This is a genomic window from Streptomyces sp. NBC_00536, from assembly GCF_036346295.1.
Classification (GTDB): Bacteria; Actinomycetota; Actinomycetes; order Streptomycetales; family Streptomycetaceae; genus Streptomyces.
The window spans coordinates 3,137,999-3,163,495 of record NZ_CP107819.1 but is presented as its reverse complement, the minus strand read 5'-3'; the positions used below and the strand labels follow the sequence as shown (position 1 = coordinate 3,163,495).

Sequence of the window (25,497 nt, the reverse complement as noted above, 5' to 3'; positions counted from 1 at the left end):
GCGCATGAACGAGCTGATCATCGGCCTCTCCGACGCGGAGCGCGGCGAGCTGGCCGACCTGGCCGACGCGTGCGGCCGTACGCCCGAGGAGTGCGCGCTGGAGGCGGTACGGGACCACCTGCGCCGGGAGCGAGACCGGGTGGGCGAAGCCGCCGGGCGCCTGGCCGCGCGCCACGCCCCGCTGTTGAAGCGGCTCGGCGCATGAGTGCGAACCCCATGAGGACGACCGTCCGCCACCTCACGCTCGCCGAGGTCACCGACCTGGCCCGGCACGCCTGCCTGGCCCGGGACCAGCCCGTGGAACTGCGCGCCCCCGGGCTGCTGGAGTCCGCCGTGCACCGGCCGCGGGCCCCGGGGGCACCTCCCAGCGGTAGCTGGGGGCGTTCGGGATTCCGGCCTACGGGGACCCGTACGAGCAGGCCGCCGCGCTGCTCCACGGGATCGCCGCGAACCACCCCCTGGTCGACGGGAACAAGCGGACCGCCTGGCTCGCCGCGGCCACCTTCCTCGCCGTGAACGGGGTCGATCTCGCCGACGCCGACCAGGAGAGCGCGTACCGCCTGGTCATCGACGTGGCGTCCGGCGCGGAGGGGGACATCGGGCGGATCGCGGGCCGGCTCCGCTCGCTCGCCGAGCCGGTGTGACGCTCGCCGCACCCGCCGAGGTCACGGGCCTGTCCCTCCCGCGGGCTCCGGCGGGGGCCGGTAAGGTGGCACGGTTGTCCTACGTACGACCGCCTGCCGACCGTACCGCTGCCCGTAGTGGATACGCCGCCGAGAGCCCGAACCGGAGACCGTGACTACTACCGCCTCCCACCACCTCTCACCCGCCTTCCCCGGCCGCGCGCCGTGGGGCACCGCCAGCAAGCTGCGTGCCTGGCAGGAGGGTGCGCTCACCCGATACCTCGAAACCCAGCCGCGCGACTTCATGGCCGTCGCGACCCCCGGCGCGGGAAAGACCACCTTCGCGCTGACCCTGGCCTCCTGGCTGCTCCACCACCACGTGGTGCAGCAGGTGACCGTCGTCGCGCCCACCGAGCACCTGAAGAAGCAGTGGGCGGAGGCCGCGGCCCGGATAGGGATCCGGCTCGACCCCGACTACTCGGCGGGCCCGCTCAGCAAGGACTACCACGGGGTCGCCGTCACCTACGCGGGTGTCGGCGTACGGCCGATGCTGCACCGCAACCGGTGCGAGCAGCGCAAGACCCTCGTGATCCTCGACGAGATCCACCACGCCGGTGACTCGAAGTCCTGGGGCGAGGCGTGCCTGGAGGCCTTCGACCCGGCGACCCGGCGGCTCGCGCTGACCGGTACGCCGTTCCGCTCCGACACGAACCCGATCCCCTTCGTGACGTACGAGGAGGGGAACGACGGGATCCGGCGTTCCTCCGCCGACTACACCTACGGCTACGGCAACGCGCTCGCCGACGGCGTCGTCCGGCCCGTGATCTTCATGTCCTACAGCGGCAACATGCGCTGGCGCACCAAGGCGGGCGACGAGATCGCCGCCCGGCTCGGCGAGCCGATGACCAAGGACGCCATCTCGCAGGCCTGGCGCACCGCGCTGGACCCGCGCGGCGACTGGATGCCGAACGTGCTGCGGGCCGCCGACCAGCGGCTCACCGAGGTCAGGAAGGGCATCCCGGACGCGGGCGGGCTGGTGATCGCCGCCGACCAGGACTCGGCGCGGGCGTACGCGAAGCTGATCCGGGAGATCACCGGGACCAAGGCGACCGTGGTCCTCTCCGACGACACGGGCGCCTCGAAGCGGATCGACACCTTCAGCGAGGACAACAGCCGCTGGATGGTCGCGGTCCGGATGGTGTCCGAGGGCGTCGACGTACCGCGGCTCGCGGTCGGCGTGTACGCGACGACGATCTCCACACCGCTGTTCTTCGCACAGGCCGTCGGACGTTTCGTGCGTTCGCGCAGGCGCGGCGAGACCGCCTCCGTGTTCCTTCCCACGATTCCCTATCTCCTCGGCTTCGCCAACGAGATGGAGGTCGAGCGCGACCACGTCCTCGACAAGCCGAAGAAGCAGGGGGAGGAAGACCCCTACGCCGAGTCCGAGAAGGAGATGGACGAGGCGAACCGGCAGGAGGACGAGGACACCGGCGACGAGGAGCAGATGTCCTTCGAGGCGCTGGAGTCCGACGCCGTCTTCGACCGGGTGCTCTTCGACGGCGCCGAGTTCGGGATGCAGGCGCACCCGGGCAGCGAGGAGGAGCAGGACTACCTGGGCATTCCGGGGCTGCTGGAGCCGGACCAGGTCCAACTGCTGCTGCACAAGCGCCAGGCCCGGCAGATCGCGCACAGCCGGCGCAAGCCGGACGCCGAGGCGGACCTGCTGGAGCTGCCGGCCGACCGGCGGCCCGTCGTTTCGCACAAGGAGCTGCTGGAGCTGCGCAAGTCGCTCAACACGATGGTGGGCGCGTACGTCCACCAGAGCGGCAAGCCGCACGGGGTCATCCACACCGAGCTGCGGCGGGTGTGCGGGGGGCCGCCGAGCGCGGAGGCGACGGCGGGGCAGCTGCGCGAGCGGATCAAGAAGGTGCAGGAGTGGGCCACCCGGATGCGGTGATCCGGCGCCCGAGCCCGCAGGGGCTGTGAGCCCTTCAGGGGCCACGGAGAAGGGGTCCGTGCGCGTGACGCGCACGGACCCCTTCCTGTTGCCCTGGGGCGAGGTGTTACGCGGTGGGGCGACGGCGGCGGCCGGTGCCCGCGACCAGGGCGGCGCCCATGGCGAGGGCCACGCCCGCGCCACCGACGGCCCAGGAGGTGGCGGCGTCGGCGCCGGTCTCGGCGAGCTGGCCACCGGCGTTGGTGCTGCCGGTGTTCCCAGTGCCCGTGTTGCCAGTGCCCGTGTTGCCGGTGTTGTGGTCGACGACCGGGGTGGTGGTGCCACCGTCGGGCTTCGGGTTGTTGGTGTTGCCACCGGTGTTCCCGTTGCCGTTGCCGTGGTCGCCGCCGGTGTTGCCACCGCCGGAGGTGCCGCGGGTGATCTTCGAGTACTCGATGACCGTGTCCGACCACATGTCGGGCTCGGTGTTGCTGCCACCGGAGGCGGCGAACAGGATCTCGCCGACCGGGGCGTTCGCGCCGAAGCGGACGCGGACGGGCAGGTTCGTGGCGCCCTTCGGGAGGCTGATGTCGTCCGTCAGCAGGGCGACGGGGGTGCCCTCCTCGGAGACGATCTCGGCGTTCACCCAGTGGCCGTTGGCCAGGACCTGCACCTGGACGTCCTTGGCCGTCAGCTTGCTGTGCTCGTCGGCGACGGCCAGGACGAGGACGTAGCTCTTCTGGGCCTTGCCGTCGTTGTTGACGGCGACGTGGAAGCCGGTCCACGGGTCGCCCGCCTTGAAGGAGGACGGGACGCCCACCAGGCCCAGCTTCGGGCCGGGGGCGGCCACCTCGTCCTCGTCACCCGGGGCCGGGGCCGGGGCGGGCTTGGCGACCGGCGGAACGACCGGGGCCGACGGGGTGACCGGGACGACCGGGGCCGGCGGGGTGACCGGGACGACCGGGGCCGGGGCGGGCTTGGCGTCGGCGGCCGGCGCCGGGGCCGCCGCGTCGTCCTTCGTGATGTCGGTGTCCGGGGTCGTGACCGCGGTGTTCTTGACCTCGTCGGCCATCGCCGGCGTGGCCATGAGGACCGTCGGACCGACCACGGCAGCGGCGGCCACGACGGCCATGCGCTTCAGGTTCATTGGTGTGTTTTCCCTCCCGTGTGGCTCCGGGCGTCTGGCCCGGCCCCACCCCCAACATGTTTTGAACGCGCTCAGACTAATAGCTGCTTAAACCACTTTTACGCCGGGGTAGGTCACGAATTGGCCTAGGGGCCTGGATCGAATCGGCATATACGGGTAGCAGGCGCCCGGATTCTGGACGAGCCCTTCCGCTGAGCGGACCCGGTCGCTACTGTCCCCGCAATGAACGCCCCGTGGCAGTGCCGCCGCGGGAGCGCAGCCGGTGCCATGGCCTGTACCGGCGGCCTCTCCGTGCGTCGCCGAAGGGATACGGCAGCGCTCCACCCCGCGAGAGTCACCGCCGCTCACCGAAAGAGGGAGAGGCGTCGTGACCGCGGAAACCTCCCAGACTCTCGACAGAGGGCTCAGAGTCCTCAAACTGCTCGCCGACACCGACCACGGTCTGACCGTCACCGAGCTGTCCAACCGCCTCGGTGTCAACCGCACCGTGGTCTACCGCCTCCTCGCCACGCTGGAGCAGCACGCCCTGGTCCGCCGTGACCTCGGCGGCCGCGCCCGCGTCGGCCTCGGCGTACTGCGGCTGGGACGTCAGGTCCACCCGCTCGTGCGCGAGGCGGCCCTGCCCGCCCTGCGTTCCCTCGCCGAGGACATCGGGGCCACCGCGCACCTGACCCTCGTCGACGGGACCGAGGCGCTCGCCGTCGCCGTCGTGGAGCCCACCTGGACCGACTACCACGTGGCCTACCGGGCGGGCTTCCGCCACCCGCTGGACCGCGGGGCCGCCGGCCGGGCGATCCTGGCCGCCCGTCAGGGCTCCTTGATCGAGCCCGGGTACACCCTCACCCACGGGGAGCTGGAAGCGGGCGCCAGCGGCGCCGCAGCGCCCCTGGTGGGCATCACGGGCCTGGAGGGCAGCGTCGGCGTCGTGATGCTCGCCGACGCCGTGCCCGAACGGGTCGGCCCGCGGGTCGTGGACGCGGCCCGGGAGGTCGCCGACGCGCTGCGCTGATCCGGAGCGGGCGCCCGGCGGCTAGTGCCGCGTCAGGCAATGTTCGCCCGTCGCGGCGCCCGGCACGCGTTGCCTGCCGTGGCACTAGATTGGCCGGGTGCTCTCTCGCCTCACACGCATGTCGCGTCCCGCCGCCCTGGCCGTCTGCGCCGCGCCCGTCCTCGGGCTGTTCGCCGTGGCCGCGCTCGCGCCCCTGCCGTACATCCTCGCGAGCCCGGGACTCACCACCGACGTGCTCGGGGCGAAGGACGGCAAGCCCGTCATCACCGTCACCGGCGCGCCGACCCGGGAGACGAGCGGCCACCTGCGGATGACCACGATCCTCGCCACCGGCCCCTCCAGCACCGTCAGCCTGCCCGAACTGGTCGACAACTGGTTCCGGACGGACCGCGCGGTCATGCCCAAGGAGGCGGTCTACCCGACCGGCGGGAGCGACAAGGAGATCACCGCGCACAACATGGAGGAAATGACCAAGTCGCAGTCGGCCGCCGCCCAGGCCGCGCTCGGCTTCCTCCACAAGAGCCCCGACACCGTGAAGGTCGAACTCAGCCTCGCGGACGTCGGCGGCCCGAGCGCCGGACTGCTCTTCTCCCTCGGCATCGTCGACAAGCTCGACGGTGACGGGAAGGGCGGCGACCTCACCGGCGGCCGGAACATCGCCGGTACGGGCACCATCACCGCGGACGGCGAGGTCGGCGCGGTCGGTGGCGTGGCACTGAAGACCCAGGCCGCCGCGCGGGACGGCGCGACCGTCTTCCTGGTCCCCAAGGCGGAGTGCTCGGACGCGAAGTCCGAACTCCCCGAGGGGCTCCGGCTGATCCCGGTCACGACCCTGACGGAAGCGGTGAACGGTCTTCGGTCGCTGAACCGAGGGGAACCGGTTCCGTCCTGCTGAGCGGCGGCTTCTCCATCGCCCGCCAGGCGGGGAAGACCAGCGGGGCGAGGGTCGTCAGCAGATAGGCGCCGCCGAACAGCAGCAGCGTGGTCCCCACGCCCCAGCCCTCCACCAGCAGACCGGCGGCAAGACCGCCCAGCGGCATGGTCAGTTCGCAGCCCGCCGTGGTCACGCCCGCCACCCGGCTGCGCAGCTCCTCCGGCACGTGCTCGTAGATCACCGTGGTGAGGACCGGATTGAGCACGCCCGCCCCGAGCCCGGACAGCGCCATCGTCACGGCCAGCGGCAGGGTGGTGTCGGTGAGGCCCGCCATCACATAGCGCGGAGCCCCGCAGAGTATGAAGGCGACCGCGAACACCAGCCGCCGGGGCAGCCGGTCGCCCCAGGCGCCGTAGAGCAGCGCGCCCAGCAGCGCGGAGCCGCCGAAGAGGGAGATCAGCAAGCCGATCGAGGTGGCCCCGCCGAGCGCCTCGCGGCCGTGCACCGGCAGCAGTACGGCGCCCCACGCCTGGTCCATGCCGTTCGTCAGCATCACCATGAAGGTGATCCCCAGCAGCAGCCGGGACTTGAGGAGGAACGCCCACCCCTCGCCCAGCTCGGCGCGGTACCCCGCCAGGGACACCGTCGCGGCCCGGCCCTGCGGTTCGGCCGCCGGTATCCCGCGCAGGAACGCGCCGACCAGCAGCGCGGAGACCCCGAAGGTGGCCGCGTCCAGCAGCAGGACCGACTCGGCCCCGAAGAACGCGATGAGCACGCCCGCCAGCGCGGCCCCGATCATCCGCGCCCCGCGCGACACCGCGTCGTACAGCCCGGCGGCCCGCGTGACGGTGGTGCCCGCGTGCTCGGCGAGATTGGGCAGCAGCACGCCACGGGCGGTCAGCCCCGGGGTGTGCACCAGACCGCCGACGGCCATCAGCGCGCACAGCATCCAGAACTCCAGCACCCCCGCGTAGTGCAGCAGCGGGATGGCGCCGACGGAGAGGGCGCAGATCAGGTCGGAGGCGACCGAGACCCGGCGGCGGCCGATCCGGTCGATGACCGGCCCTCCGGCGAGGGCGGCCACGATGACGGGCAGGGTGGCGCAGAAGGCCACCACCCCGGCCCGGCCGGCGCTGCCCGTGGTCTGGAGCACGAACCACGGGACACCGATGAGGGTGAGCGAACTACCGGCTATCGAGATGGTGTTGGCGGCCAGGACGGCCGCGAACGGGCGCCGGCTCATGCGGCGTGCGGGTGCGCGGGGCCGCGGCCGTAGCCGTGACCGTGACGGTGACCGTGGTCGAGCAGCCGGGTCCCGGCGGCGACGAGCGCCTTGCCGAGCAGCGTGCGCACGGCCGGGGCGGGTGCGGCGTCGTACTCCGGGGCGGCCGCGGCTGCCGCGGCTGCCGCGGTCAGTTCGCCGGTGCGGGCGGCGTGCAGGACGGCGTGGGTCTCGGCGGGCGTGAAAGCGTACATGGCAGGACTCTTTCCGGTAGGAGGATGCAGATCAACCGGTTTCCGGGGGTGGTGCGTTGAGGTCGTGGTGCGGTGGTGCGGGGTCGTGCGGGGAGCCGGGATCAGCCGGAGGCGCGGGGGAAGACATGGGTGTGGAAGCGGACCGTCTCGGTCCCTTCCTCGGGCCCCAGGTCCCGGTAACTGTTGATCAGGTCGTGCATCTTGTGGATCAGCTCGTGCGCCTGACCGGAGGTCAGTTGCAGCGTGAAGTCGCTGAGGTCGGCGCCCTGGCGCCACTCCGTCGACCAGGTGTGGGAGCTGCCGAGATAGGTGTTCATCTCCTGCGCGTGGATGGTCGCGATCTCGTGCAGGAACACCTCCGCCGCGCTGCGGGTGGCCGGGTCGGCGTCGCGCGTCAGGGTCTCGTCGAAGGCCGTGCCCTCATGGGCGGCCTGCCACCAGCGCTCGCGCCCCTTGCCGTGCTCGGGCGCGTCCTCGACGAACCCGTGGGCGGCGAGCTGGCGCAGGTGGTAGCTGGTGGCGCCGCTGGACTCGCCGAGCCGCTCGGCCAGTTGGGAGGCGGTGGCCGGGCCGTTGTGGCGCAGGGCGGCCAGCAGTCGCATGCGCAGCGGGTGGGCCAGTCCGCGCAGGGTGTGGGCGTCGAGGTGGCGGACCTTGGGCTGTGAGGGTCCGTCGGGTCGTGTGGGTCCGGTGGGCTGCTGGGGCTCGGCGTTCTCGGGCATGCCCCAACTGTAGAGTTGCAAAGAACCCTTTGCAAGGACTTCTTTGCATAGACTTCTTTGGAACTCTGGCCACGACGGCTTGGCAGCCTCAGCCCTTCTTGATGAACCCCTGCCCGATCAGCCAGTCCTTCGCCACGTCGTGCGGGTCCTGCCCCTCCACGTCCACCTTCGCGTTCAGGTCCCGCGCCACCTCGGTGGTGAGCCGGCGCGTCAGCGGGTCCAGCAGCTCCGCGATCACCGGGTACTTGGCCAGCGTCTTCGCATGGATCTCCGGAGCCGCGTTGTAGTTGGGGAAGAACTTCCGGTCGTCCGCCAGCGTGTCCAGGTCCATCGCCTTGATCCGGCCGTCCGTCGTGAACGCCTCGCCCAGCAGGCAGGAGTCCGACTTCGAGACCTGCGTGTAGATGATCCCGGCGTCCATCTTCCGCACGTTGCCCGCCGGGATCTTCATGCCGTAGGCCCGCTCCATCCCGTTCAGGCCGTCCTCCCGCGAGGCGAACTCGTTCTCCACGCACACCGTCACCGCGCCCGGATCCTCCCGGGTCAGCTTCGCCATGTCCGACATCGTCTTCAGGTGGTACTTCGCGTTGTTCTTCTTGCTGATCGCCAGCGTGTAGGTGTTGTCGAGGGCCGACTGCGGCAGCCAGGCCACGCCGTTGCGCACGTCCGCCTTCCGCACCGCCTCCCACTGCGCGTGCGGGTCGTCGATCGGCTTCGCGTTGCCCAGGTAGGTGATCCAGGCCGTGCCCGTGTACTCGTACATCGCGTCCGCGTCGCCCTTGACGATCGCCTCGCGCGAGCTGATCGAGCCGGGCAGGTTGGTCCGGTCGAGGACCTCCGCCCCGGCCGCCTTGAAGATCAGCCCGATCATCTGGCCGAGCACGATGTTCTCGCTGAAGTTCTTCGAGGTGACCGTCAGGGAGGCGCCCTTGAGGGGGAGTCCCTGCCCGACCGAGCCGGGGACCACGTCGTCCACCAGCGGCGATCCGCTCTTGAGCCCGCACCCCGACACCGACACGGCCGCCACCAGCAGCACCGCCCCGAGCCCCGCCCGTACCCCGTGTCCCGTACGCATCTACGCCTCCAGCCCGCGCGGCGTGATGACCGTCTCGGCCAGCGAGGCCAGCCAGTCCACGAACAGGGCCAGCGCCACGGTCAGCACCGACCCCAGCACCAGCACCGGCATCCGCTGCGTCTGGATCCCCGAGGTGATCAGGTCGCCGAGGCCGCCGCCCCCGCCGAAGGTGGCCAGGGCCGCCGTGCCGACATTGAGCACCAGGGCCGTCCGTACGCCCGCCAGGATCAGCGGGACGGCGAGCGGCAGTTCCACCTTGCCCAGCGTCCCCAGCGAGGACATCCCGATCCCGCGCGCCGCCTCCACCAGCTGGGGGTCGATCGCGCGCAGCCCCGCCACCGTGTTGGACAGCACCGGCAGCACGGCGTAGGCGACCATCCCGATGATCGCGGTCGAGGGGCCGATGCCCAGCCAGATCACCAGCAGCGCCAGCAGGCCGATGGCGGGGGTGGCCTGGCCGATGTTGGCGATCGCGGTGACCAGCGGGGCGGCCCTGCGCAGCCCGCCCCGGGTGAGCGCGATGCCCAGCGGGATCGCGATGACCAGCACCCAGAAGGTGGAGATCGCGGTCAGTTCGACGTGCTGGCGGAGCCTGAGCTGGACGTTCCCGCCGCTGAGCGAGTTCTCGGCGATCGTGTCCAGGTGGATGCTGGTGATCCACAGGTACGTCGCCAGCAGCACCAGCGCCAGTACGGCGGGCAGCACGACCAGCTGCGGCCAGGTGATCCGCCGCCGGGGTCCGGCCGCGACGGCGGACGGACCCGCTGCCTCGCCCTCCGGGTCATCGGTCAGCTCGTCACCGGTGTTCATGACGGACCCGCACCGCCCTCCAGCTCTTGTTCGGTGCGGTGGTGGCGCAGTTCCTCCAGGTCGTGCTGGTGCTCGGCGGCCGTGAGCCGGTCCGCCTCCAGCATCTCGTGCACCGAGTTCATCAGGGTCTCCATGTCGACGACCCCGATGTACTCGCCGCGCCGCCCGGTCACAGCCACCCGGCCGCCGCTGTCGGTCAGCACCGCCTCCAGCGCGTCGTGCAGCGTGGCGTCCCGGGTCACCGTGTCGTGCACCAGCTGGCCCGCCCGGGCGAGGGAGCCCTTGGCGCGCATCAGGTCGCCGCGCCGCAGCCACTTGTAGGGGCGGCCGCGCCGGTCCAGCATCAGCAGCTCGTTGTGCGGGCCGGTGCGCAGCTTGTTGAAGATCTGCTGGAGCGGGTCGTCGACGGTCACGGTCGGGAAGTCGGCGATCTCGACCTCCCGCACGCGGGTGAGGTTGAGCCGCTTGAGGGCCGCGCCCGCCCCGACGAACCCGGAGACGAAGTCGTCGGCCGGGTTGGTGAGGATCGCCTCGGGGGTGTCGAACTGGGCGATGTGCGAGCGTTCGCGCAGTACCGCGATCCGGTCGCCCAGCTTGATGGCCTCGTCGAAGTCGTGGGTGACGAAGACGATCGTCTTGTGCAGCTCGTGCTGGAGCCGGATCAGCTCGTCCTGGAGGTGGTCGCGGGTGATCGGGTCCACCGCGCCGAACGGCTCGTCCATCAGCAGGACCGGCGGATCGGCGGCCAGCGCCCGGGCCACGCCCACGCGCTGCTGCTGGCCGCCCGAGAGACTGCGCGGGTAGCGGCCGTGGAACTCCCGCGGGTCCAGGCCCACCAGGTCGAGCATCTCCTCGACCCGGTCCTTCACCCGGGACTTGGACCAGCCGGCCATTTTGGGGACCAGGGCGATGTTCTCGGCGACCGTCATGTGCGGGAAGAGCCCGGACGACTGGATCGCGTACCCGATCTTGCGCCGCAGCTTGACCGGGTCCATGTCGGTGACGTCCTCGTCGCCGATGCGGATCCGGCCCGAGGTGGGTTCGATCAGCCGGTTGATCATTTTGAGGGTGGTGGACTTCCCGCAGCCCGAGGGGCCGACGAAGACGACGGTCTCGCCCGCCTTGATGTCCATGGAGACGCCGTCGACCGACGGGGTGGGGTTGCCGGGATAGCGCTTGGTGAGGTTCTCCAGCCGGATGGCCGCGCCCGAGGTGGAGGAGGACGCTCCGGCGGCCGCGGACGACGGCGCGGCGCTGGTCTCGGTCGGCTCAGACACGGATTCCCCTCGGGATGGTGAGACGGCCGAGCAGGACGTACGCGGCGTCGAAGAGCAGGGCGAGGATGACGATGCCGAGCGTCCCGGCCAGCACCTGGTTGATGGCGTTGGCGCTGCCGAGCGAGGCGATCCCGCGGAAGATCTCGTTGCCGAGCCCCGGGCCCGAGGCGTACGCGGCGATCGCGGCGATGCCCATGAGCATCTGCGTGGAGACCCGGATGCCGGTCAGGATCGGCGGCCAGGCGAGCGGCAGCTCGACCTTCAGGAGGCGGGCGGTGCGCGACATCCCGATGCCGGTGGCGGCGTCCGTCAGGGCGGGGTCCACGCCCCGCAGGCCCACGATCGAGTTCCGGACGATCGGCAGCAGCCCGTACAGGGTCAGCGCGATCACGGTCGGTGCGACGCCGAGCCCGACGAGCGGGATCAGCAGGCCGAGCAGGGCGAGGGAGGGGACGGTCAGCACCGTCGAGGTGGAGGCGATGGCGAGGTTGCCCGCCCAGCCGCTGCGGTAGGTGAGGACGCCGATCGCGATGCCGAGGACGGTCGCGATCACCATGCACTGGAAGACGGCGCTGGCGTGCTGGAAGGCGTCGGTGAGCAACTGCTGGTGGCGGTGCGCCAGATACGCCCAGAAGCTCACGCCGCGTCACCCTGCCCTTCGTGTCTTCAGCCTTCGTGTCGGGCCCACCGCGCCGGCTCAGCCGCCCTCAGTCGTCCTCGGCCGCCTGTTCGACCAGGGGGATGATCCGCAAGGGCACGGGATTCTCCATGACGATTGCCGTCGAAGCCCGCACGATGCCATCAAACCCGACAACCCGGTCGATCACCCGCTGGAGATCCGCGTTGGAGCGGGCCACCAGCCGGCACAGCATGTCCCCGTGACCCGTGGTGGTGTGCAGCTCCAGCACCTCCGGCACCCCGGCCAAGTGGGCCCGTACGTCCACGCCTTGCCCCTGCTTGATCTCCAGCGTCGCGAAGGCCGTGACCGGGTAGCCGAGCGCCGTCGGGTCCACCTGCGGACCGAAGCCGCGAATGACGCCATTCGACTGAAGCCGGTCCAAACGGGCCTGTACCGTGCCGCGCGCGACACCGAGCCGGCGCGAGGCCTCCAGCACCCCGATCCGGGGTTCCCGGGCGAGCAGCACGATGAGTCTGCCGTCCAGGTGATCGATTCCCATGGGTGTCCCTCCACCTGTCGTTCGCTGGTCATCCTGTACGGATGCTGCACCCATCCTGCGGTCTGACTGGGCAATCTGTGCAGTGAAAATACGAACTATTGCGCAGCTTGTGGTTCGGCGGGACTCTGCGCTCATGACTGAGACCCTCGATCACGCCACGGACGCCGCCCGCACGGCAGACCCCTTCCCCGTCAAGGGAATGGACGCGGTGGTCTTCGCCGTCGGCAATGCCAAGCAGGCCGCGCACTTCTACTCCACGGCCTTCGGCATGAAGCTGGTCGCCTACTCCGGACCGGAGAACGGCACCCGCGAGACCGCGAGCTACGTCCTGACCAACGGCTCCGCGCGCTTCGTCCTGACCTCGGTCATCAAGCCGTCCACCGACCGCGGCCGGTTCATCGCCGAGCACGTCGCCGAGCACGGCGACGGCGTGATCGACCTCGCCATCGAGGTCCCCGACGCCCGCGCCGCCTACGCCTTCGCCGTCGAGCAGGGCGCGCGCGGTCTGGACGAGCCTTACGAGCTCAAGGACGAGCACGGCACCGTCGTCCTGGCCGCGATCGCCACCTACGGCCAGACCCGCCACACCCTGGTCGACCGCTCGAACTACACCGGCCCGTACCTGCCCGGCTTCGTCGCCGCCGAGCCGATGGTGACCCCGCCCGCGAAGCGGACCTTCCAGGCGATCGACCACTGCGTCGGCAACGTCGAGCTCGGCCGCATGAACGAGTGGGTCGCCTTCTACAACAAGGTCATGGGCTTCACGAACATGAAGGAGTTCGTGGGCGACGACATCGCGACCGAGTACTCGGCGCTAATGTCGAAGGTCGTCGCGGACGGCACCCTGAAGGTGAAGTTCCCGATCAACGAACCGGCGATCGCGAAGAAGAAGTCGCAGATCGACGAGTACCTGGAGTTCTACGGCGGCGCGGGCGTCCAGCACATCGCGCTCGCCACCAACGACATCGTGGCGACGGTCCGCACGATGCGCGCGGCCGGCGTGGCCTTCCTCGACACCCCGGACTCCTACTACGACACCCTCGGCGAGTGGGCCGGCGAGACCCGGGTGCCGGTGGAGACCCTGCGCGAGCTGAAGATCCTCGTCGACCGCGACGAGGACGGGTACCTGCTGCAGATCTTCACCAAGCCGGTCCAGGACAAGCCGACCGTCTTCTTCGAGATGATCGAGCGCCACGGCTCCATGGGCTTCGGCAAGGGCAACTTCAAGGCCCTCTTCGAGGCGATCGAGCGCGAGCAGGAGAAGCGCGGCAACCTGTAGTCCGTACGTACCCGGCGGGGCCGGAGCCGCTTCGAGCGGCTCCGGCCCCGCCGGGCTGTCACCGGGCTGTCAGCCGGCTCAGTGGGCCGAAGGCGACGGCGAGGGGGACGCCTTCGCCGACGGCTTCGGCATCACCGGCGCCACCCACGGCTCCTTCGGCTGCATGTTCTCCGGCCCGCCCGCCCCGGGCTGGCCCACCGCCGCCAGGGCCTCCTTCGCCTGCTGCGACCGCACCGGCGAGAACCGCGGATTCGTCCGCAGCGCGTCCTGGAAGTGGCGGCGGGCCGCCGCCACATCGCCCAGGCCCCGCTCGATCTGCCCCCGGTGATAGGCGAACTCCGCGCTCCGCAAACCCAGCTCGGTCGCCTTCTTCGCGTACTCCAGCGCCGCCGCGTCGTCCCCGGTCCGGTGCAGCGCCCACCCCAGGGCGTCCGCCACCTGCAGGTTCTTGTGCCGGCCCCACTCCGCCGTGAGCCGGCGCACCGCCGCCGCCGGATCCCCGTGGTCCGCCTCGTACAGGCCGAGGGTCACCTCGTCGGCGACCCCGTTCGCCACGCCCTTCGCGGCCAGCGTGCCCAACAGCTCGTACGGCACGCGCGCCTCCTCCGTCCGGCCCAGCGACTCCAGCAGCTCGCCCAGCTCCAGCGCCAGGCCCGGCACCGGCGCCCGGCCCAGCGCCATCCGGTAGTCCCGGACCGCCTCCCCCGAACGGCCCAGCGAGGCCAGCGCCCGCGCCCGCCCGCCCAGGGCCTCCGCCTGCCCCGGATCGGTGCGCAGCGCGCCCTCGAACGAGCGCAGCGCCTCCCCGGAGTCGCCGCGCTCCCAGGACAGCTCGCCCATCCGGTACAGCACGTACGCCTTCTCCACCGGGGCCTTCGCCGCGCCCGACGCGTTCGCCATCGCGGCCACCGCGTCCTCGCGCCAGCCGTGGTCCCGGTAGACCTGCGCGGCCCGGGTGAAGGCCGCCAGGCCCGGCCGCAGCTCCAGTAGCTCGTTCATCGCCTTCTCGGCGGCCTTGTAGTCGCCCAGCCCGCTGTAGGCGTCCACCAGTACCGGGTACGCCGTCCACCGCTTCGGTGACTGCGCCCGGACCAGCTCGCCCCACTTCTTGCCGGTGCCGTAGTCCCGCCGGGCGACGGCGAGGGCGCCCATGCCCGTCATCGCGTCGAAGTTGCCCTTCTCCGCGGGCCGCAGCTCCAGCGAGCGCTTCAGCGCCTTCTCCGCCTTCGGGCACCAGAGCGAGTCACCGGTGCGGCGCGCCTGTTCCAGGTACGCCGCCCCCAGCACCGCCCACGAGCCGTGGTCGTCGGCGTGCGCGGCCACCCATTTCTCCCGGTCGGCGATCAGCGCGCTCAGGTCCACGGCCGCCGCGGGCGCGCCCATGCCGACCGCCGAGGCGGCCCGCTCCTTGGGCCCGGGCGGGCGGGCGTCGTCAGCGTTCTCGACCGGCCGGATCACCAGGGCCCCGACGATCAGGACCACGGCGACGACGGCCGGCACGAGCGTCTTGCGGCCGGTGAAGGTCACGTGTGGTGCGGGTCGCGATTCCTCGTCCATGGGGTCACTGTGCGTCAATATGAAGAGCGCGCGGAGGTGTCCGAAGAGGGTCGCGCCCGGGTTCACACCGATGGCGGCGGGTGCCAGGCTGGCCCCATGGACGATCTCTTGGCACGCCTCCACGAAGGGCTGCCGGCCGCGGCCGTGATCACCGACCCCCAGGTGACCCCCACGTACGCGGCCGACATGGCCGGCTTCTGCGCGGCCGGGACCCCGGCCGTCGTGGTCCTGCCCCGCACGGTCGAACAGGTCCAGCACGTCATGCGCACCGCCACGGCGCTACGGGTCCCCGTCGTCCCGCAGGGCGCCCGCACGGGCCTGTCGGGCGCGGCCAACGCCTCCGACGGCTGCATCGTGCTCTCCCTGACCGCCATGGACCGGATCCTGGAGATCAGCACGGTCGACCGGCTCGCGGTCGTCGAACCGGGCGTGGTCAACGCCGTGCTGTCGCGGGCCGTCGCCGAACGCGGCCTGTACTACCCGCCGGACCCCTCCAGCTGGGAACAGTGCACGATCGGCGGCAACATCGGCACCGCCTCCGGCGGCCTGTGCTGCGTCAAATACGGGGTCACCGCCGAGTACGTCCTCGGGCTGGACGTGGTCCTGGCCGACGGCCGGCTGCTGCGCACGGGACGGCGTACCGCCAAGGGCGTCGCCGGATACGACCTCACCCGGCTCTTCGTCGGCTCCGAGGGCACCCTGGGCGTCGTCGTCCAGGCCGTCCTCGCGCTGCGCCCCGCCCCGCCGCGCCAGCTCGCGCTCGCCGCCGAGTTCCCCTCGGCCGCCGCGGCCTGCGCCGCCGTCTGCGCCGTCATGGAAGCCGGACTGACGCCCTCGCTGCTGGAACTGATGGACCGTACGACGGTCCGCGCCGTCAACGCGCTCGGCAAGATGGGGCTGCCCGAGAGCACCGAGGCCCTGCTCCTCGCCGCCTTCGACACCCCCGACGCGCCCGCCGACCTCGCGGCCGTCGGCGCGCTGTGCACGGCCGCCGGGGCGAGCGCCGTCGTGCCCGCCGACGACGAGGCCGAATCCGAACTGCTCCTCCAGGCCCGCAGGATGGCCCTGACCGCGCTCGACACCCTGCGCCCGGCCACGATGATCGACGACGTGTGCGTGCCGAGGTCGCGGCTCGCCGAAATGCTGGACGGGACGAGCGCGATCGCCCGCGCCTACGACCTCACCATCGGGGTCTGCGCGCACGCGGGCGACGGCAACACCCACCCGGTGGTCTGCTTCGACCCCGCGGACGCCGACGAGACGGCCCGCGCCCGGGAGTCCTTCGACGAGATCATGGCGCTCGGCCTGAAGCTGGGCGGCACCATCACGGGCGAACACGGGGTCGGCGTACTGAAGAAGGAGTGGCTCGCCCGCGAACTGGGGCCGGTCGGCATGGAGGCGCAGCGCGCGGTCAAGCACGCCTTCGACCCGCTGGGCCTGCTCAACCCCGGCAAGCTCTTCTGAGCCGGAGGCCGCCGCGTTCACAGCTCGCCGTCCGAGGACTCGTCGGAGGGCCACGGGTCGCGCAGCCACAGGTCATCGGCCGGGGTCGGGGCGAGCAGCGCCGCCAGCGCGTCGTCCAGGCCCAGGCGTTCGGCCTCGGTACCGGGCGGGACCATGCGCAGGGTGCGCTCCAGCCAGGCCGACACCGACCCGGCCGGGGCCTCCAGCAGGGCGTCGCCGTCGGGGGAGCTGAGCGCCATGCACAGCACGCTGCGGCCTTCGATCTTGGTGGGCCAGATCCGGACGTCGCCGTGGCCGCACGGGCGGAAGACGCCCTCCACGAGCAGTTCGCGGGCGAAGGTCCAGTTGACCGGGGCACTGGTGCCGGTGTGGAAGGTGATGTGGACGGCGTACGGGTCGCCCGCGCGGTAGGACAGCTTGGCGGGGACGCAGATGCTGCGCTCGGGGGACAGGACCAGTCGCAGTTCCAGCTCGCGTTCGATGACGGGGTGGTGCATGGGGTGCCTCGCTTCGGTTCTCTTCGCCTCGCGCGGGCCGGTGGCTGGCCCCGCACCCGGAGAGAGCGCGCCCGCACGCGGCTATGACGCGAGTTTCCCGAACGGACCGCAGGATGGCCGAAAATCGACCTCTGACCGAAAACGGGCGCATGGGGCGAGGTTCGCCCGAAGGGCTGCACCTTCCCGTTACCGGACCTGTGGGACACCGGTTCTTGGCTATGGTCCTCCCCTGCACAAGCCTCACGCCACGAACGGAGTTGGGGACATTGACGGCCTCCCCTGGAGTCGGCGGGCACGCGGCCCGCGAGGGGTACTACCCCGACCCGTCCATCCCCGGGTACGTCCGGTACTGGAACGGCGCGTCCTGGGTTCCCGGTACGAGCCGCCCCGCGCCCGCGGAGGAGACCGGCCCGGTCTTCCTCGACGAGACCTCCCTGACCGCCGCCTGCCGCGAACCGGAACCCCGACCGGAGCCATCGGCGGTACGGGCGCCCGAGCCGGAGCCGGTGGTGTGGCAGGCCGACCCGCTGCACCAGGCGGGCTTCGGCGGCTCCCGCGACCAGCTCGTCTCCTGGGGCCAGCACGAGCCCGAGCGCGGTCAGCCCGAGCACGGGCACGGGCACGCGGTGGCCCGCCCGGCCGGCGTCTCCCTCGGGCGGAGCCGCCCGGAACCGCTCCCCGAGGTGGAAGCGGAATGGCATCCGGAATCCCGCCCCGAGCCCCGGTGGGAGCCAGTACGCGAACCGGTACGGGAACCCGCGGCCGTCCGCGGGTCCGCCTCCGGGGTCCGGATCGGCCGCACGCCCGCGCAGGCCGCCGCGCCCGCTCCGGCCCCCGCCCCGCCCGCCCCCGCGCCCGCCGCTCCGGTCGGCATCCTCTCGGCCAGGTCCCCGGTGGCGCCCGCCGCCCCGGCCCCCGCCTGGCCGGAACCCGAGGGGAGCCGCGGCGCCCCCGAACGGCCCGCCCCGGCGGCGCAGGCCCCGGCCGCCCGTGTTCCCGCCCCGGCCCGCACCGCTCCGGCCCGGCCCGCTCCGGCGGCGGCCGTCGCTCCGGTCACCACCGCGGCCGAAGCCCCGGCGCAGACCCCGGCGGAGTCCCCGGCCGAGGCCAGGTCCGAAACCCCGAGCCGGGAGGCGAACCGCACCGACCACGCCGTCTTCGAGCGGATGGCCGAGCGGGCCGTGCGGCCCGCCGGTCCGGTCCGCCGCCTGCTCGCGCGCGCCGTGGACTCGGTGGTGCTGGGCGCGGTCGCGGTGGCCGTGGCGCAACCCCTCGTACCGGCCGTCACCGCGCACGTGGAGGCCAAGGTGGAGGCGGCCCGGGGGAGCGGGCGCACCGTCACGGTGTGGCTGCTCGACGGGACCACCACCGGCTACCTGGGCGTCGTACTCGGTGCCGTCCTGCTCTTCGGGGTGTTCTGCGAGGTGCTGCCGACCGCGCGCTGGGGCCGCACGCTGGGCAAGAAGCTGCTCGGGATCCGGGTGCTCGCGGTCGCGACCCGGCGGCCGCCGTCCTTCGGCGCGGCGCTGCGGCGCTGGCTCGTCTGCGCGCTGCTGGGCCTGCCCGGCTCCCTCCCCTGCCTGACCGGCCGTCCGCGCCGGCGGACCTGGCACGACAAGGCGGCCGGGACGTACGTGTCCCGCTGACGGTCCGTCCGGTCCGTCCGGTCCGTCCGGTCCGTCCGGGCCATCGGTCCATCGGGCCGTCCGTCCGGCCGTTCCCGCCGGGCGGCTCCCCCGAACGGACGCCGTCCCGTTGCGGGGGGCGCGCAGCCGGGTTCGACTCGGGCCATGAGTACCGACCAGCCGCCGCCGGGCCCGTCGCCCGAGGACGACCCGTTCCTCAAGAAGCCCCAGCAACCGACGCCCCCGTCGGGCGGTTCGCCGTACGGCTCACCGCCGCCCGGCGGACCCACCCCGCCTCCGGGCGGCGGGCCCGGCGGCGGAGTGCCGCCCGGGGGCGGCGGATATCCGCCGCCACCGCCGCCCTATGGCGGCGGGGACCCGTACGGCGGGGGAGGCGGAGGCGGGTACGGCATGCCCGATCCGCTCGCCGGAATGCCCCCGCTCGCCGACTTCGGCAAGCGGCTCGCGGCCCGCATCATCGACCTGCTGATCATCAGCGTCCCGCTGTACGTGCTGCAGTGGGTCTTCAGCAGCAAGCGGTACGTCGTCGACACCAGCAAGGGCGACGACATCAGCGACGTGGTCGTCCGCTCCTACAGCGGCAGCGGTCTGATCTGGACGCTGATCGGGATCCTCGCCTACGTCGGCTACGACTGGTTCATGACCAAGAAGAACGGTCAGACCATCGGCAAGAAGGCGATGAACGTGCGCGTCGCGATGCTCAACGACGGCAGCGTGCCGACGTCGAACGCCTCGCTGACCCGCGCCGCCGTGCTGTGGCTGCCGACCCTGCTCTGCTGCTTCTGCCTGTGGCCGATCGCGCTCGTCATCTCGATGCTCATCGACAAGCCGTACAAGCAGGCGTGGCACGACAAGGCGGCCAAGACCGTGGTGGTCAGCGCGACGCCGTAGACATGACCCAGTGGTGCACCCAGTGGTGCGCCTAGTGGTGCACGGAGTGTTCGGCGGCGGCCGTCCGGGGTGCGGGAACCCGGGCGGCCGTCGGCATGGCCACGTCCGCCGCGGCGGTGTCGGGACCCCGGCGCCGCCGCTTCGGCATGGGCACGGTGAGGGCGACGAGGAGGCCGAGGGCGAGGGCCGCCGCCGAGATGACCGCGACGCCGAGGCCCGTACTGGTCTGCGAGAGCAGCAGCATGGCGATCGTGGACACGACGACGGTGACGGAACCGGAGGTGAGCTGAACGGCGGTCGGTCGCGGCATGGCGGTATCCGTCCTCAAGCAGGGAGGGAACTCTACGACGGGGGATGCCCGAGCCTGACCAACGGTAAGCGTGTCCTAACCCGTTGGCACCGGTCTCCCGGAGCACGGGGGGCGCACGGAGTCATGCGTTGGCCCAGGATGAGGGGGCGCGGGCGCGGGCGGGAAGCGCCGTTCGCCCCGAATGACTGGAGAACGTCCGAATAGCGGAACTCCTTGACCGCATAGTGCAGTTGTAAGGAACAAGTCAAGGTCTGTCTTTTCTTCCGTTACTCCGATCAAATGTCGTCACTTGAGACGCGCGCCGCGCGGAACCCCCGCTCCGATGGAGACGTTCCGACCGTCCTGGCGGCCGCGGGAGGGGAACGACATCAAGTGACCAGCAACTCAGACTTCACCGGAAGGCGAGCGCTGCGCGCCACGGCAGTCGCCGTGACCATCGCCGCGTGCGCCGCCACCGGTGCGGCCTTCACCACCGCGACCGCATCGGGCCCCGCGGCCCCCGCGCCCGTGGCGGCCGCGGTCCAGCAGGACCCGACGGCCCCGGCCAACCAGGTCCAGCACAACCTCGACGGCCCGTTCACCAAGAAGCAGGAGGCGGGCCGCAAGGCCGCCCTGGAGAAGGTGCTTTCGGGCAAGGCCACCGTCGAGCAGAAGGGCGCCTCCAAGGTCGTCAAGCTCGACGACAAGAAGTACGTCGAGCTGGGCCGTGAGAAGACCGACAAGATCTTCACGATCCTCGTCGACTTCGGTGACACGGTGGACAGCACCACCATGTTCGACCCGGACGGCCCCGACGGCCCGAAGCCCCCGGTCCAGAAGTACGGCGGCAACCCCGGCCCGGCGCACAACCAGATCGAACAGCCGGACCGCACCAAGAACAACAGCACCGCCTGGCGCAAGGACTTCAGCCGCGACTACTTCCAGGACCTGTACTTCGGTACCGGCCAGGGCAAGAACTCGCTGAAGACCTACTACGAGAAGACCTCCTCGGGTCGTTACTCGGTCGAGGGCCAGGTCCAGGACTGGGTCAAGATCCCGTACAACGAGGCCCGTTACGGCTCGAACTACTGTGGTCAGACCAACTGCAACAACGTGTGGGACACCGTCAAGGACGGCGTCAACGCGTGGGTCGACGCCCAGAAGAAGGCCGGCAAGTCCGACGCCGACATCAAGGCGACGCTGTCCCAGTACGACCAGTGGGACCGCAACGACTACAACGGCAACGGCAACTTCAACGAGCCCGACGGCTACATCGACCACTTCCAGATCGTCCACGCGGGCGAGGACGAGTCGGCCGGCGGCGGCAAGCAGGGCACCAACGCCCTGTGGGCGCACCGCTGGTACGCCTACGGCACGGACGCGGGCAAGACCGGCCCGGCGAACAACAAGGCCGGCGGCACCCAGATCGGTGACACCGGCATCTGGGTCGGCGACTACACCATGCAGCCCGAGAACGGCGGCCTCGGCGTCTTCGCGCACGAGTACGGCCACGACCTCGGCCTCCCGGACCTGTACGACACCACCGGTGGTGGCGAGAACAGCGTCGGCTTCTGGTCCCTGATGTCGGCCGGCTCCTGGCTCGGCCAGGGCAAGGACTCCATAGGCGACCTCCCGGGCGACATGACGGCCTGGGACAAGTACCAGCTCGGCTGGCTGAACTACGACCGGGCCAAGGCGGCGACTCCCTCCACCCACAAGCTGGGCGTGTCGGAGTACAACACCAAGGACAAGCAGGCCCTGATCGTCGACCTGCCCGCGAAGCAGTTCAGGACGGAGATCGTCGCTCCCGCCGAAGGCGCAAGCCAGTGGTGGAGCAACATGGGTGACGACCTCAAGAACACCCTCACGCGTCCGGTCGACCTGACCGGCAAGTCCGCCGCGGCCCTGTCCCTCAAGGGCTGGTGGGACATCGAGAAGGACTTCGACTTCCTCTACGCGGAGGTCTCCACCGACGGCGGCGCCAACTGGACCGCCCTCGCCGGCACCGCCAACGGCAAGGCCATCCCGGCCGACGCCGCCGGCAACCCGGCCCTGACGGACGTCTCCGGCGCCTACCAGGACCTGAAGTACCCGCTCGACGCCTACGCGGGCAAGAAGTTCGACCTCCGCTTCCGCTACCAGACGGACGGCGGCGCGGGCGGCAAGGGCTTCACCGCCGACGCCATCACGCTGACCGCGGACGGCCAGCCCCTCTTCACCGACGGCGCCGAGAACGGCGACAACGGCTGGACGGGCAAGGGCTTCTCCCGCGTCGGCTCCGGCTTCACCAAGGACTACCCGCAGTACTACCTGGCCGAGAACCGCCGCTACGTCTCGTACGACTCCACCCTCAAGGTGGGCCCGTACAACTTCGGCTTCACCAACTCCGACCGTCCGCAGTGGGTCGAGCACTACGCCTACCAGGACGGCCTGTTGATCTGGCTCTGGGACACCTCCCAGAAGGACAACAACACCAGCGTGCACCCGGGTGCGGGTCTGATCCTGCCGATCGACTCGAAGGCCAAGCCGCTGAAGTGGGCGGACGGCACCCTGATGCGCAACAAGATCCAGCCGTTCGACGCCCCGTTCAGCTGGTACTCCACGGACGACATCACCCTCCACAACAAGGGTGTCGCGACGCGGATCAAGCCGTCGGCCGGTAACGGCGTCTTCGACGACCACAAGGGCAAGTACTACTACGACGAGAACCCGACCGGCAGCGTGAAGGTCACTGACACCAACACCAAGATCAAGATCGCCAAGGAGTCCTACGACGGTCTCCAGATGACGGTCGAGGTCGGCCCCGCCGTTAAGTAACACGCATCACCGCAGGTCAGAGCATGATCGGCCGTCGCCCCCTAGCGGGCGGCGGCCGTTCGCGTTTAGATGCCCGTGCGAGTTTCTTATTGACGGGGGAGATGACAAGCATGCCCGGTGGAGGTTTCGTCAGGTTGCCAGGCGGCAGCGTGGTGGTCGCGCTCACCCTGCCCAGGCCGTCCGGTGAGGGCGGAAATGTCCGCGTGCTCGTGCACGCCGTGAACCGGGCCCGCGCCCTGACCAGGCTGCGGAACCTCGGGATGCGGGCCGTGTACCTGCGGGGCAACGCGCAGCCGCCGACACCCGACGAGGTGACGGCGGTCCTGCACCACCCGGACGGCCTGCTGTGGCGCTGCGCCCCCGACCGGGCCGCCGAGCTGTGGCACCCGATCCGGGCCCTGCTGCCGGGCGCCTGAGCGGCGGGCTGCGCGCGGGCCGTGCTCGCGCTCTACGCGCCGGCCACGTGGGGGGCGCCGGAGAGCTTCACTCCGGCCGTCCTGAGCTGCTCCAGGGCCCGCTCCGTGCTCTGGGGGGCCACCCCCGCCGTGAGGTCGAGCAGCACCCGGGTGTCGAAGCCCGCGCGAACGGCGTCCAGGGCGGTCGCCCGTACGCAGTGGTCCGTGGCGATGCCGACGACGTCCACCTCGGTCACCTCGCGGCCCCGCAGCCAGTCGGCGAGCGTGACGCCGTTCTCGTCGGCGCCCTCGAAACCGCTGTACGCCGCGTCGTAGGCGCCCTTGTCGAAGACGGCCGCGACGGCGCCCGAGGCGACGGCGGGCGCGAAGTTCGGGTGGAAGCCGACGCCCTCGGTCCCGGCCACGCAGTGCACGGGCCAGGAGGTCTCGAAGTCCGGCTCCGCCGGGGGCCGGGCGAAGTGGGCACCCGGGTCGACGTGGTGATCGCGGGTGGCGACCACGTGCCGGTACCCGGGCGTGGCCTGGCCGATCAGCTCGGTGATGGCGGCGGCGACGTCGGCGCCACCGGCGACCGCGAGGCTGCCGCCTTCGCAGAAGTCGTTCTGTACGTCGACGACGATCAGTGCGCGGTGCATGTTCGCGTGCCCTTCGGTCGGTGTGACGGCGCGTGCGCCGCCGGTGTCTCCGGCGTCCTCGGACCCTTCGGTGGCCCTTTCCCCGCCCCCTCGCCCCCGAACCCGCCATTGCCGGGCCCCGGTCCCCCGCCTGCGGCCGCCCTCGCCCTCCGGGGGCGCCTCAAATGCCGGCGAGGCTGGTTGTGCTGGCCCTGGTTCTCCGCCTGCGGCCGCCCTCGCCCTCCGGGGGCGCCTCAATCGCCGGCGGGGCTGTTTTGGCGGGCCTGGTCCGCGCCTGCGGCTGAAACCGCCGAGCACTCCAACCCTGGGCAACCTCGTCCATCCCGGCCCCGCTGGCGGGGAGCCAGCCCCGGCCATCCCAGCCTCGCCGGCGTTTGAGGCGCCCCCGGAGGGCGGGAGGCCCGCAGGCGGGGAACCGGGGCCCGGGCAAACCCAGCCCCGCCGGCGTTTGAGGCGCCCCCGGAGGGGACGGGGACCGGGAGCCGGAGTCCGGCGTCATCCGGGGCCGGGGCCGGGGCCGGGGCCCCGGGGCCCCGGGGTCAGGCGTATTCGGTGGGGATCACGGCTTCGCCGCGCGAGAGCTGGGTCGCCGACAACGGCAGGGCCGCCAGCGCCGAGCGATGCCGGTCCCGCGCCGCCTCCAACGGCTCCCGCGCGACCACCTCCCCGCCCTTCACCAGCTGCACCAGCAGCTGATCCCCGGCCAGCGCGGACGGCACCGCCCCCGTGCCCACGACCTCCGCCTCGGCCACCCCGTCACCGTCGCGGCGCCTCGCGGCCCACTTGCGGCCGCCCACCGAGGTCTTTCCGCCGGAGGACTTCTTCGCCACCGGGTGCAGGGCCGCCTTGGGGTCGGCGGAGGTGGCGCGGGCGACCAGCTTGTAGACCATCGAGCAGGTCGGGTGCCCGCTGCCGGTGACCAGCTGGGTGCCCACCCCGTACGAGTCCACCGGCGCCGCCGCCAGCGAGGCGATCGCGTATTCGTCGAGGTCGGAGGTGACCACGATCCGCGTACCGGTGGCGCCCAGCTCGTCGAGCTGCTGCCGCACCCGGTGCGCGACGAGCAGCAGGTCCCCGGAGTCGATGCGCACCGCGCCGAGCCCGGTGCCCGCCACCTCGACGGCGGTCCGTACCGCCTCGGCGACGTCGTACGTGTCCACGAGCAGCGTGGTCGAGCCGCCCAGGGAGGCCACCTGGGCCTCGAAGGCGTCGCGCTCGCTGTCGTGCACCAGGGTGAAGGCGTGCGCGCTGGTGCCCACGGTGGGGATCCCGTACCGGAAACCGGCCGCCAGGTCCGAGGTGGAGGCGAAACCGCCGACGTAAGCGGCCCGCGCCGCGGCCACCGCGGCCAGTTCGTGGGTCCGGCGCGCGCCCATCTCGACCAGCGGCCGGTCACCGGCGGCCGTGGCCATCCGGGACGCGGCGGCGGCGATCGCCGAGTCGTGGTTGAGGATCGAGAGGATCACGGTCTCCAGCAGCACGCACTCGGCGAAGCTGCCCTCGACGCGCAGCACCGGGGAGCCGGGGAAGTAGACCTCGCCTTCCGGGTAGCCCCAGATGTCGCCCGAGAAGCGGTACGAGGCCAGCCAGTCCAGGGTCCGCATGTCGACGACGGCCCGGTCGCGCAGGAACTCCAGCACGGCCGCGTCGAAGCGGAAGTTCTCCACCGCGTCCAGTACCCGGCCCGTGCCGGCCACCACTCCGTAGCGCCGCCCCTCGGGCAGCCGCCGGGTGAAGACCTCGAAGACCGAACGCCGTTCGGCGGTGCCGTTGGCCAGGGCGGCCTGCAGCATCGTCAGCTCGTAATGGTCCGTGAAGAGCGCTGTCGACGGCACGTCCACCGGCAGGCCCAGGTCCGCAGGGTTCATGACACGGATGC

24 protein-coding genes and 1 pseudogene are annotated in these 25,497 nt (G+C 71.8%); 11 read left to right on the top strand and 14 right to left on the bottom strand.

From position 1 onward, the window contains the following. Positions 1–4: 4 nt before the first annotated feature. The 3 genes and pseudogenes from OHS33_RS13755 (at position 5) to OHS33_RS13745 (ending at position 2,580) form a co-directional block, all read left to right on the top strand. Positions 5–205 carry a hypothetical protein gene (locus OHS33_RS13755; protein ID WP_330330690.1) on the top strand — a complete coding sequence of 67 codons (201 nt, stop codon included), beginning with the start codon at positions 5–7 and terminating at the stop codon, positions 203–205. Positions 206–216: 11 nt separating this feature from the next. Beyond that, positions 217–644 (top strand): annotated as a pseudogene (locus OHS33_RS13750) (type II toxin-antitoxin system death-on-curing family toxin). Between the two features lie 151 nt (positions 645–795). Beyond that, positions 796–2,580 carry a DEAD/DEAH box helicase gene (locus tag OHS33_RS13745; RefSeq protein ID WP_330330689.1) on the top strand — a complete coding sequence of 595 codons (1,785 nt, stop codon included), beginning with the start codon at positions 796–798 and terminating at the stop codon, positions 2,578–2,580. Positions 2,581–2,686: 106 nt separating this feature from the next. Here the strand turns inward: OHS33_RS13745 and OHS33_RS13740 are convergent, their stop codons facing one another. Continuing rightward, positions 2,687–3,706: a hypothetical protein gene (locus OHS33_RS13740; protein ID WP_330330688.1), complete on the bottom strand. Its 1,020-nt coding sequence runs from the start codon at positions 3,704–3,706 to the stop codon at positions 2,687–2,689. A 367-nt stretch (positions 3,707–4,073) separates the two neighbouring features. On the opposite strand from OHS33_RS13740, the gene OHS33_RS13735 reads away from it, so the two are divergent. Together OHS33_RS13735 and OHS33_RS13730 are read left to right on the top strand one after the other, a co-directional pair. Further along, positions 4,074–4,715 carry an IclR family transcriptional regulator gene (locus tag OHS33_RS13735; RefSeq protein ID WP_007264382.1) on the top strand — a complete coding sequence of 214 codons (642 nt, stop codon included), beginning with the start codon at positions 4,074–4,076 and terminating at the stop codon, positions 4,713–4,715. Between the two features lie 118 nt (positions 4,716–4,833). Then, positions 4,834–5,610: a S16 family serine protease gene (locus tag OHS33_RS13730; RefSeq protein ID WP_330330687.1), complete on the top strand. Its 777-nt coding sequence runs from the start codon at positions 4,834–4,836 to the stop codon at positions 5,608–5,610. Here OHS33_RS13730 and OHS33_RS13725 read toward each other — a convergent pair. The 8 genes from OHS33_RS13725 to OHS33_RS13690 form a co-directional block, all read right to left on the bottom strand. Next, positions 5,540–6,832, bottom strand: coding sequence for an MFS transporter (locus OHS33_RS13725; protein ID WP_330330686.1), 1,293 nt, complete (start codon positions 6,830–6,832; stop codon positions 5,540–5,542). The two genes, OHS33_RS13730 and OHS33_RS13725, sit on opposite strands and share 71 nt — an antisense overlap. Next, positions 6,829–7,065 (bottom strand): hypothetical protein, encoded by a 237-nt coding sequence (locus OHS33_RS13720; protein WP_330330685.1) that lies wholly within the window; start codon positions 7,063–7,065, stop codon positions 6,829–6,831. The genes OHS33_RS13725 and OHS33_RS13720 overlap by 4 nt, the downstream gene beginning before the upstream one ends. Before the next feature lie 101 nt (positions 7,066–7,166). Next, a complete protein-coding gene (locus OHS33_RS13715) occupies positions 7,167–7,787 on the bottom strand; it encodes an ArsR/SmtB family transcription factor (RefSeq protein WP_330330684.1) in 621 nt (206 codons plus the stop codon). A gap of 88 nt (positions 7,788–7,875) precedes the next feature. After that, entirely contained in the window at positions 7,876–8,862 is a 987-nt protein-coding gene (locus tag OHS33_RS13710; RefSeq protein WP_330330683.1) for a glycine betaine ABC transporter substrate-binding protein, read from the bottom strand. Next, positions 8,863–9,672 carry an ABC transporter permease gene (locus OHS33_RS13705; RefSeq protein WP_330330682.1) on the bottom strand — a complete coding sequence of 270 codons (810 nt, stop codon included), beginning with the start codon at positions 9,670–9,672 and terminating at the stop codon, positions 8,863–8,865. After that, entirely contained in the window at positions 9,669–10,949 is a 1,281-nt protein-coding gene (locus tag OHS33_RS13700; protein ID WP_330330681.1) for a betaine/proline/choline family ABC transporter ATP-binding protein, read from the bottom strand. Before OHS33_RS13700 ends, OHS33_RS13705 begins: the two co-directional genes overlap by 4 nt. Continuing rightward, a complete protein-coding gene (locus tag OHS33_RS13695) occupies positions 10,942–11,589 on the bottom strand; it encodes an ABC transporter permease (protein WP_330330680.1) in 648 nt (215 codons plus the stop codon). The genes OHS33_RS13700 and OHS33_RS13695 overlap by 8 nt, the downstream gene beginning before the upstream one ends. A 67-nt stretch (positions 11,590–11,656) precedes the next feature. Further along, on the bottom strand, positions 11,657–12,127 hold the full coding sequence (locus OHS33_RS13690; RefSeq protein WP_330330679.1) for an Lrp/AsnC family transcriptional regulator: 471 nt from the start codon (positions 12,125–12,127) through the stop codon (positions 11,657–11,659). A 133-nt stretch (positions 12,128–12,260) separates the two neighbouring features. Here OHS33_RS13690 and hppD point away from each other — a divergent pair, with 133 nt between their 5' ends. Beyond that, entirely contained in the window at positions 12,261–13,406 is a 1,146-nt protein-coding gene (gene hppD, locus OHS33_RS13685; RefSeq protein ID WP_330330678.1) for a 4-hydroxyphenylpyruvate dioxygenase, read from the top strand. 78 nt (positions 13,407–13,484) lie between these two features. Here hppD and OHS33_RS13680 read toward each other — a convergent pair whose 3' ends face one another. Further along, entirely contained in the window at positions 13,485–14,963 is a 1,479-nt protein-coding gene (locus tag OHS33_RS13680) for a tetratricopeptide repeat protein (RefSeq protein ID WP_330330677.1), read from the bottom strand. Positions 14,964–15,059: 96 nt separating this feature from the next. On the opposite strand from OHS33_RS13680, the gene OHS33_RS13675 reads away from it, so the two are divergent. Next, complete coding sequence (locus OHS33_RS13675) at positions 15,060–16,427, top strand: FAD-binding oxidoreductase (protein WP_330330676.1); 1,368 nt, start codon at positions 15,060–15,062, stop codon at positions 16,425–16,427. 17 nt (positions 16,428–16,444) lie between these two features. On the opposite strand, the gene OHS33_RS13670 is transcribed toward OHS33_RS13675, so the two are convergent. Next, entirely contained in the window at positions 16,445–16,924 is a 480-nt protein-coding gene (locus tag OHS33_RS13670) for an SsgA family sporulation/cell division regulator (protein ID WP_330330675.1), read from the bottom strand. Positions 16,925–17,190: 266 nt separating this feature from the next. Between OHS33_RS13670 and OHS33_RS13665 the strand changes: the two genes are divergently transcribed. Next, positions 17,191–18,570 (top strand): RDD family protein, encoded by a 1,380-nt coding sequence (locus OHS33_RS13665; RefSeq protein WP_330330674.1) that lies wholly within the window; start codon positions 17,191–17,193, stop codon positions 18,568–18,570. A gap of 144 nt (positions 18,571–18,714) precedes the next feature. After that, positions 18,715–19,461, top strand: coding sequence for an RDD family protein (locus tag OHS33_RS13660; protein WP_330330673.1), 747 nt, complete (start codon positions 18,715–18,717; stop codon positions 19,459–19,461). A gap of 31 nt (positions 19,462–19,492) precedes the next feature. Here the strand turns inward: OHS33_RS13660 and OHS33_RS13655 are convergent, their stop codons facing one another. Continuing rightward, positions 19,493–19,771, bottom strand: coding sequence for a hypothetical protein (locus tag OHS33_RS13655; RefSeq protein WP_330330672.1), 279 nt, complete (start codon positions 19,769–19,771; stop codon positions 19,493–19,495). A 507-nt stretch (positions 19,772–20,278) separates the two neighbouring features. On the opposite strand from OHS33_RS13655, the gene OHS33_RS13650 reads away from it, so the two are divergent. Both OHS33_RS13650 and OHS33_RS13645 read left to right on the top strand, forming a co-directional pair. Next, positions 20,279–22,567 (top strand): immune inhibitor A domain-containing protein, encoded by a 2,289-nt coding sequence (locus OHS33_RS13650; RefSeq protein ID WP_443065441.1) that lies wholly within the window; start codon positions 20,279–20,281, stop codon positions 22,565–22,567. 110 nt (positions 22,568–22,677) lie between these two features. Beyond that, positions 22,678–22,983: a hypothetical protein gene (locus OHS33_RS13645; protein ID WP_330330671.1), complete on the top strand. Its 306-nt coding sequence runs from the start codon at positions 22,678–22,680 to the stop codon at positions 22,981–22,983. Between the two features lie 32 nt (positions 22,984–23,015). Here the strand turns inward: OHS33_RS13645 and OHS33_RS13640 are convergent, their stop codons facing one another. Together OHS33_RS13640 and OHS33_RS13635 are read right to left on the bottom strand one after the other, a co-directional pair. Further along, positions 23,016–23,618: an isochorismatase family protein gene (locus OHS33_RS13640; protein WP_330330670.1), complete on the bottom strand. Its 603-nt coding sequence runs from the start codon at positions 23,616–23,618 to the stop codon at positions 23,016–23,018. A gap of 539 nt (positions 23,619–24,157) precedes the next feature. Then, a complete protein-coding gene (locus OHS33_RS13635; protein ID WP_330330669.1) occupies positions 24,158–25,486 on the bottom strand; it encodes a nicotinate phosphoribosyltransferase in 1,329 nt (442 codons plus the stop codon). Between the last annotated feature and the right edge of the window lie 11 nt (positions 25,487–25,497).

Bases quoted from the DNA above. Each gene is read 5' to 3' on its own strand.
- OHS33_RS13755 (WP_330330690.1), top strand. From the start codon at position 5: ATGAACGAGCTGATCATCGGCCTCTCCGACGCGGAGCGCGGCGAGCTG.
- OHS33_RS13740 (WP_330330688.1), bottom strand. From the start codon at position 3,706: ATGAACCTGAAGCGCATGGCCGTCGTGGCCGCCGCTGCCGTGGTCGGT.
- OHS33_RS13730 (WP_330330687.1), top strand. From the start codon at position 4,834: ATGTCGCGTCCCGCCGCCCTGGCCGTCTGCGCCGCGCCCGTCCTCGGG.
- OHS33_RS13725 (WP_330330686.1), bottom strand. From the start codon at position 6,832: ATGAGCCGGCGCCCGTTCGCGGCCGTCCTGGCCGCCAACACCATCTCG.
- OHS33_RS13720 (WP_330330685.1), bottom strand. From the start codon at position 7,065: ATGTACGCTTTCACGCCCGCCGAGACCCACGCCGTCCTGCACGCCGCC.
- OHS33_RS13715 (WP_330330684.1), bottom strand. From the start codon at position 7,787: ATGCCCGAGAACGCCGAGCCCCAGCAGCCCACCGGACCCACACGACCC.
- OHS33_RS13710 (WP_330330683.1), bottom strand. From the start codon at position 8,862: ATGCGTACGGGACACGGGGTACGGGCGGGGCTCGGGGCGGTGCTGCTG.
- OHS33_RS13705 (WP_330330682.1), bottom strand. From the start codon at position 9,672: ATGAACACCGGTGACGAGCTGACCGATGACCCGGAGGGCGAGGCAGCG.
- OHS33_RS13690 (WP_330330679.1), bottom strand. From the start codon at position 12,127: ATGGGAATCGATCACCTGGACGGCAGACTCATCGTGCTGCTCGCCCGG.
- hppD (WP_330330678.1), top strand. From the start codon at position 12,261: ATGACTGAGACCCTCGATCACGCCACGGACGCCGCCCGCACGGCAGAC.
- OHS33_RS13680 (WP_330330677.1), bottom strand. From the start codon at position 14,963: ATGGACGAGGAATCGCGACCCGCACCACACGTGACCTTCACCGGCCGC.
- OHS33_RS13675 (WP_330330676.1), top strand. From the start codon at position 15,060: ATGGACGATCTCTTGGCACGCCTCCACGAAGGGCTGCCGGCCGCGGCC.
- OHS33_RS13670 (WP_330330675.1), bottom strand. From the start codon at position 16,924: ATGCACCACCCCGTCATCGAACGCGAGCTGGAACTGCGACTGGTCCTG.
- OHS33_RS13660 (WP_330330673.1), top strand. From the start codon at position 18,715: ATGAGTACCGACCAGCCGCCGCCGGGCCCGTCGCCCGAGGACGACCCG.
- OHS33_RS13655 (WP_330330672.1), bottom strand. From the start codon at position 19,771: ATGCCGCGACCGACCGCCGTTCAGCTCACCTCCGGTTCCGTCACCGTC.
- OHS33_RS13645 (WP_330330671.1), top strand. From the start codon at position 22,678: ATGCCCGGTGGAGGTTTCGTCAGGTTGCCAGGCGGCAGCGTGGTGGTC.
- OHS33_RS13640 (WP_330330670.1), bottom strand. From the start codon at position 23,618: ATGCACCGCGCACTGATCGTCGTCGACGTACAGAACGACTTCTGCGAA.
- OHS33_RS13635 (WP_330330669.1), bottom strand. From the start codon at position 25,486: ATGAACCCTGCGGACCTGGGCCTGCCGGTGGACGTGCCGTCGACAGCG.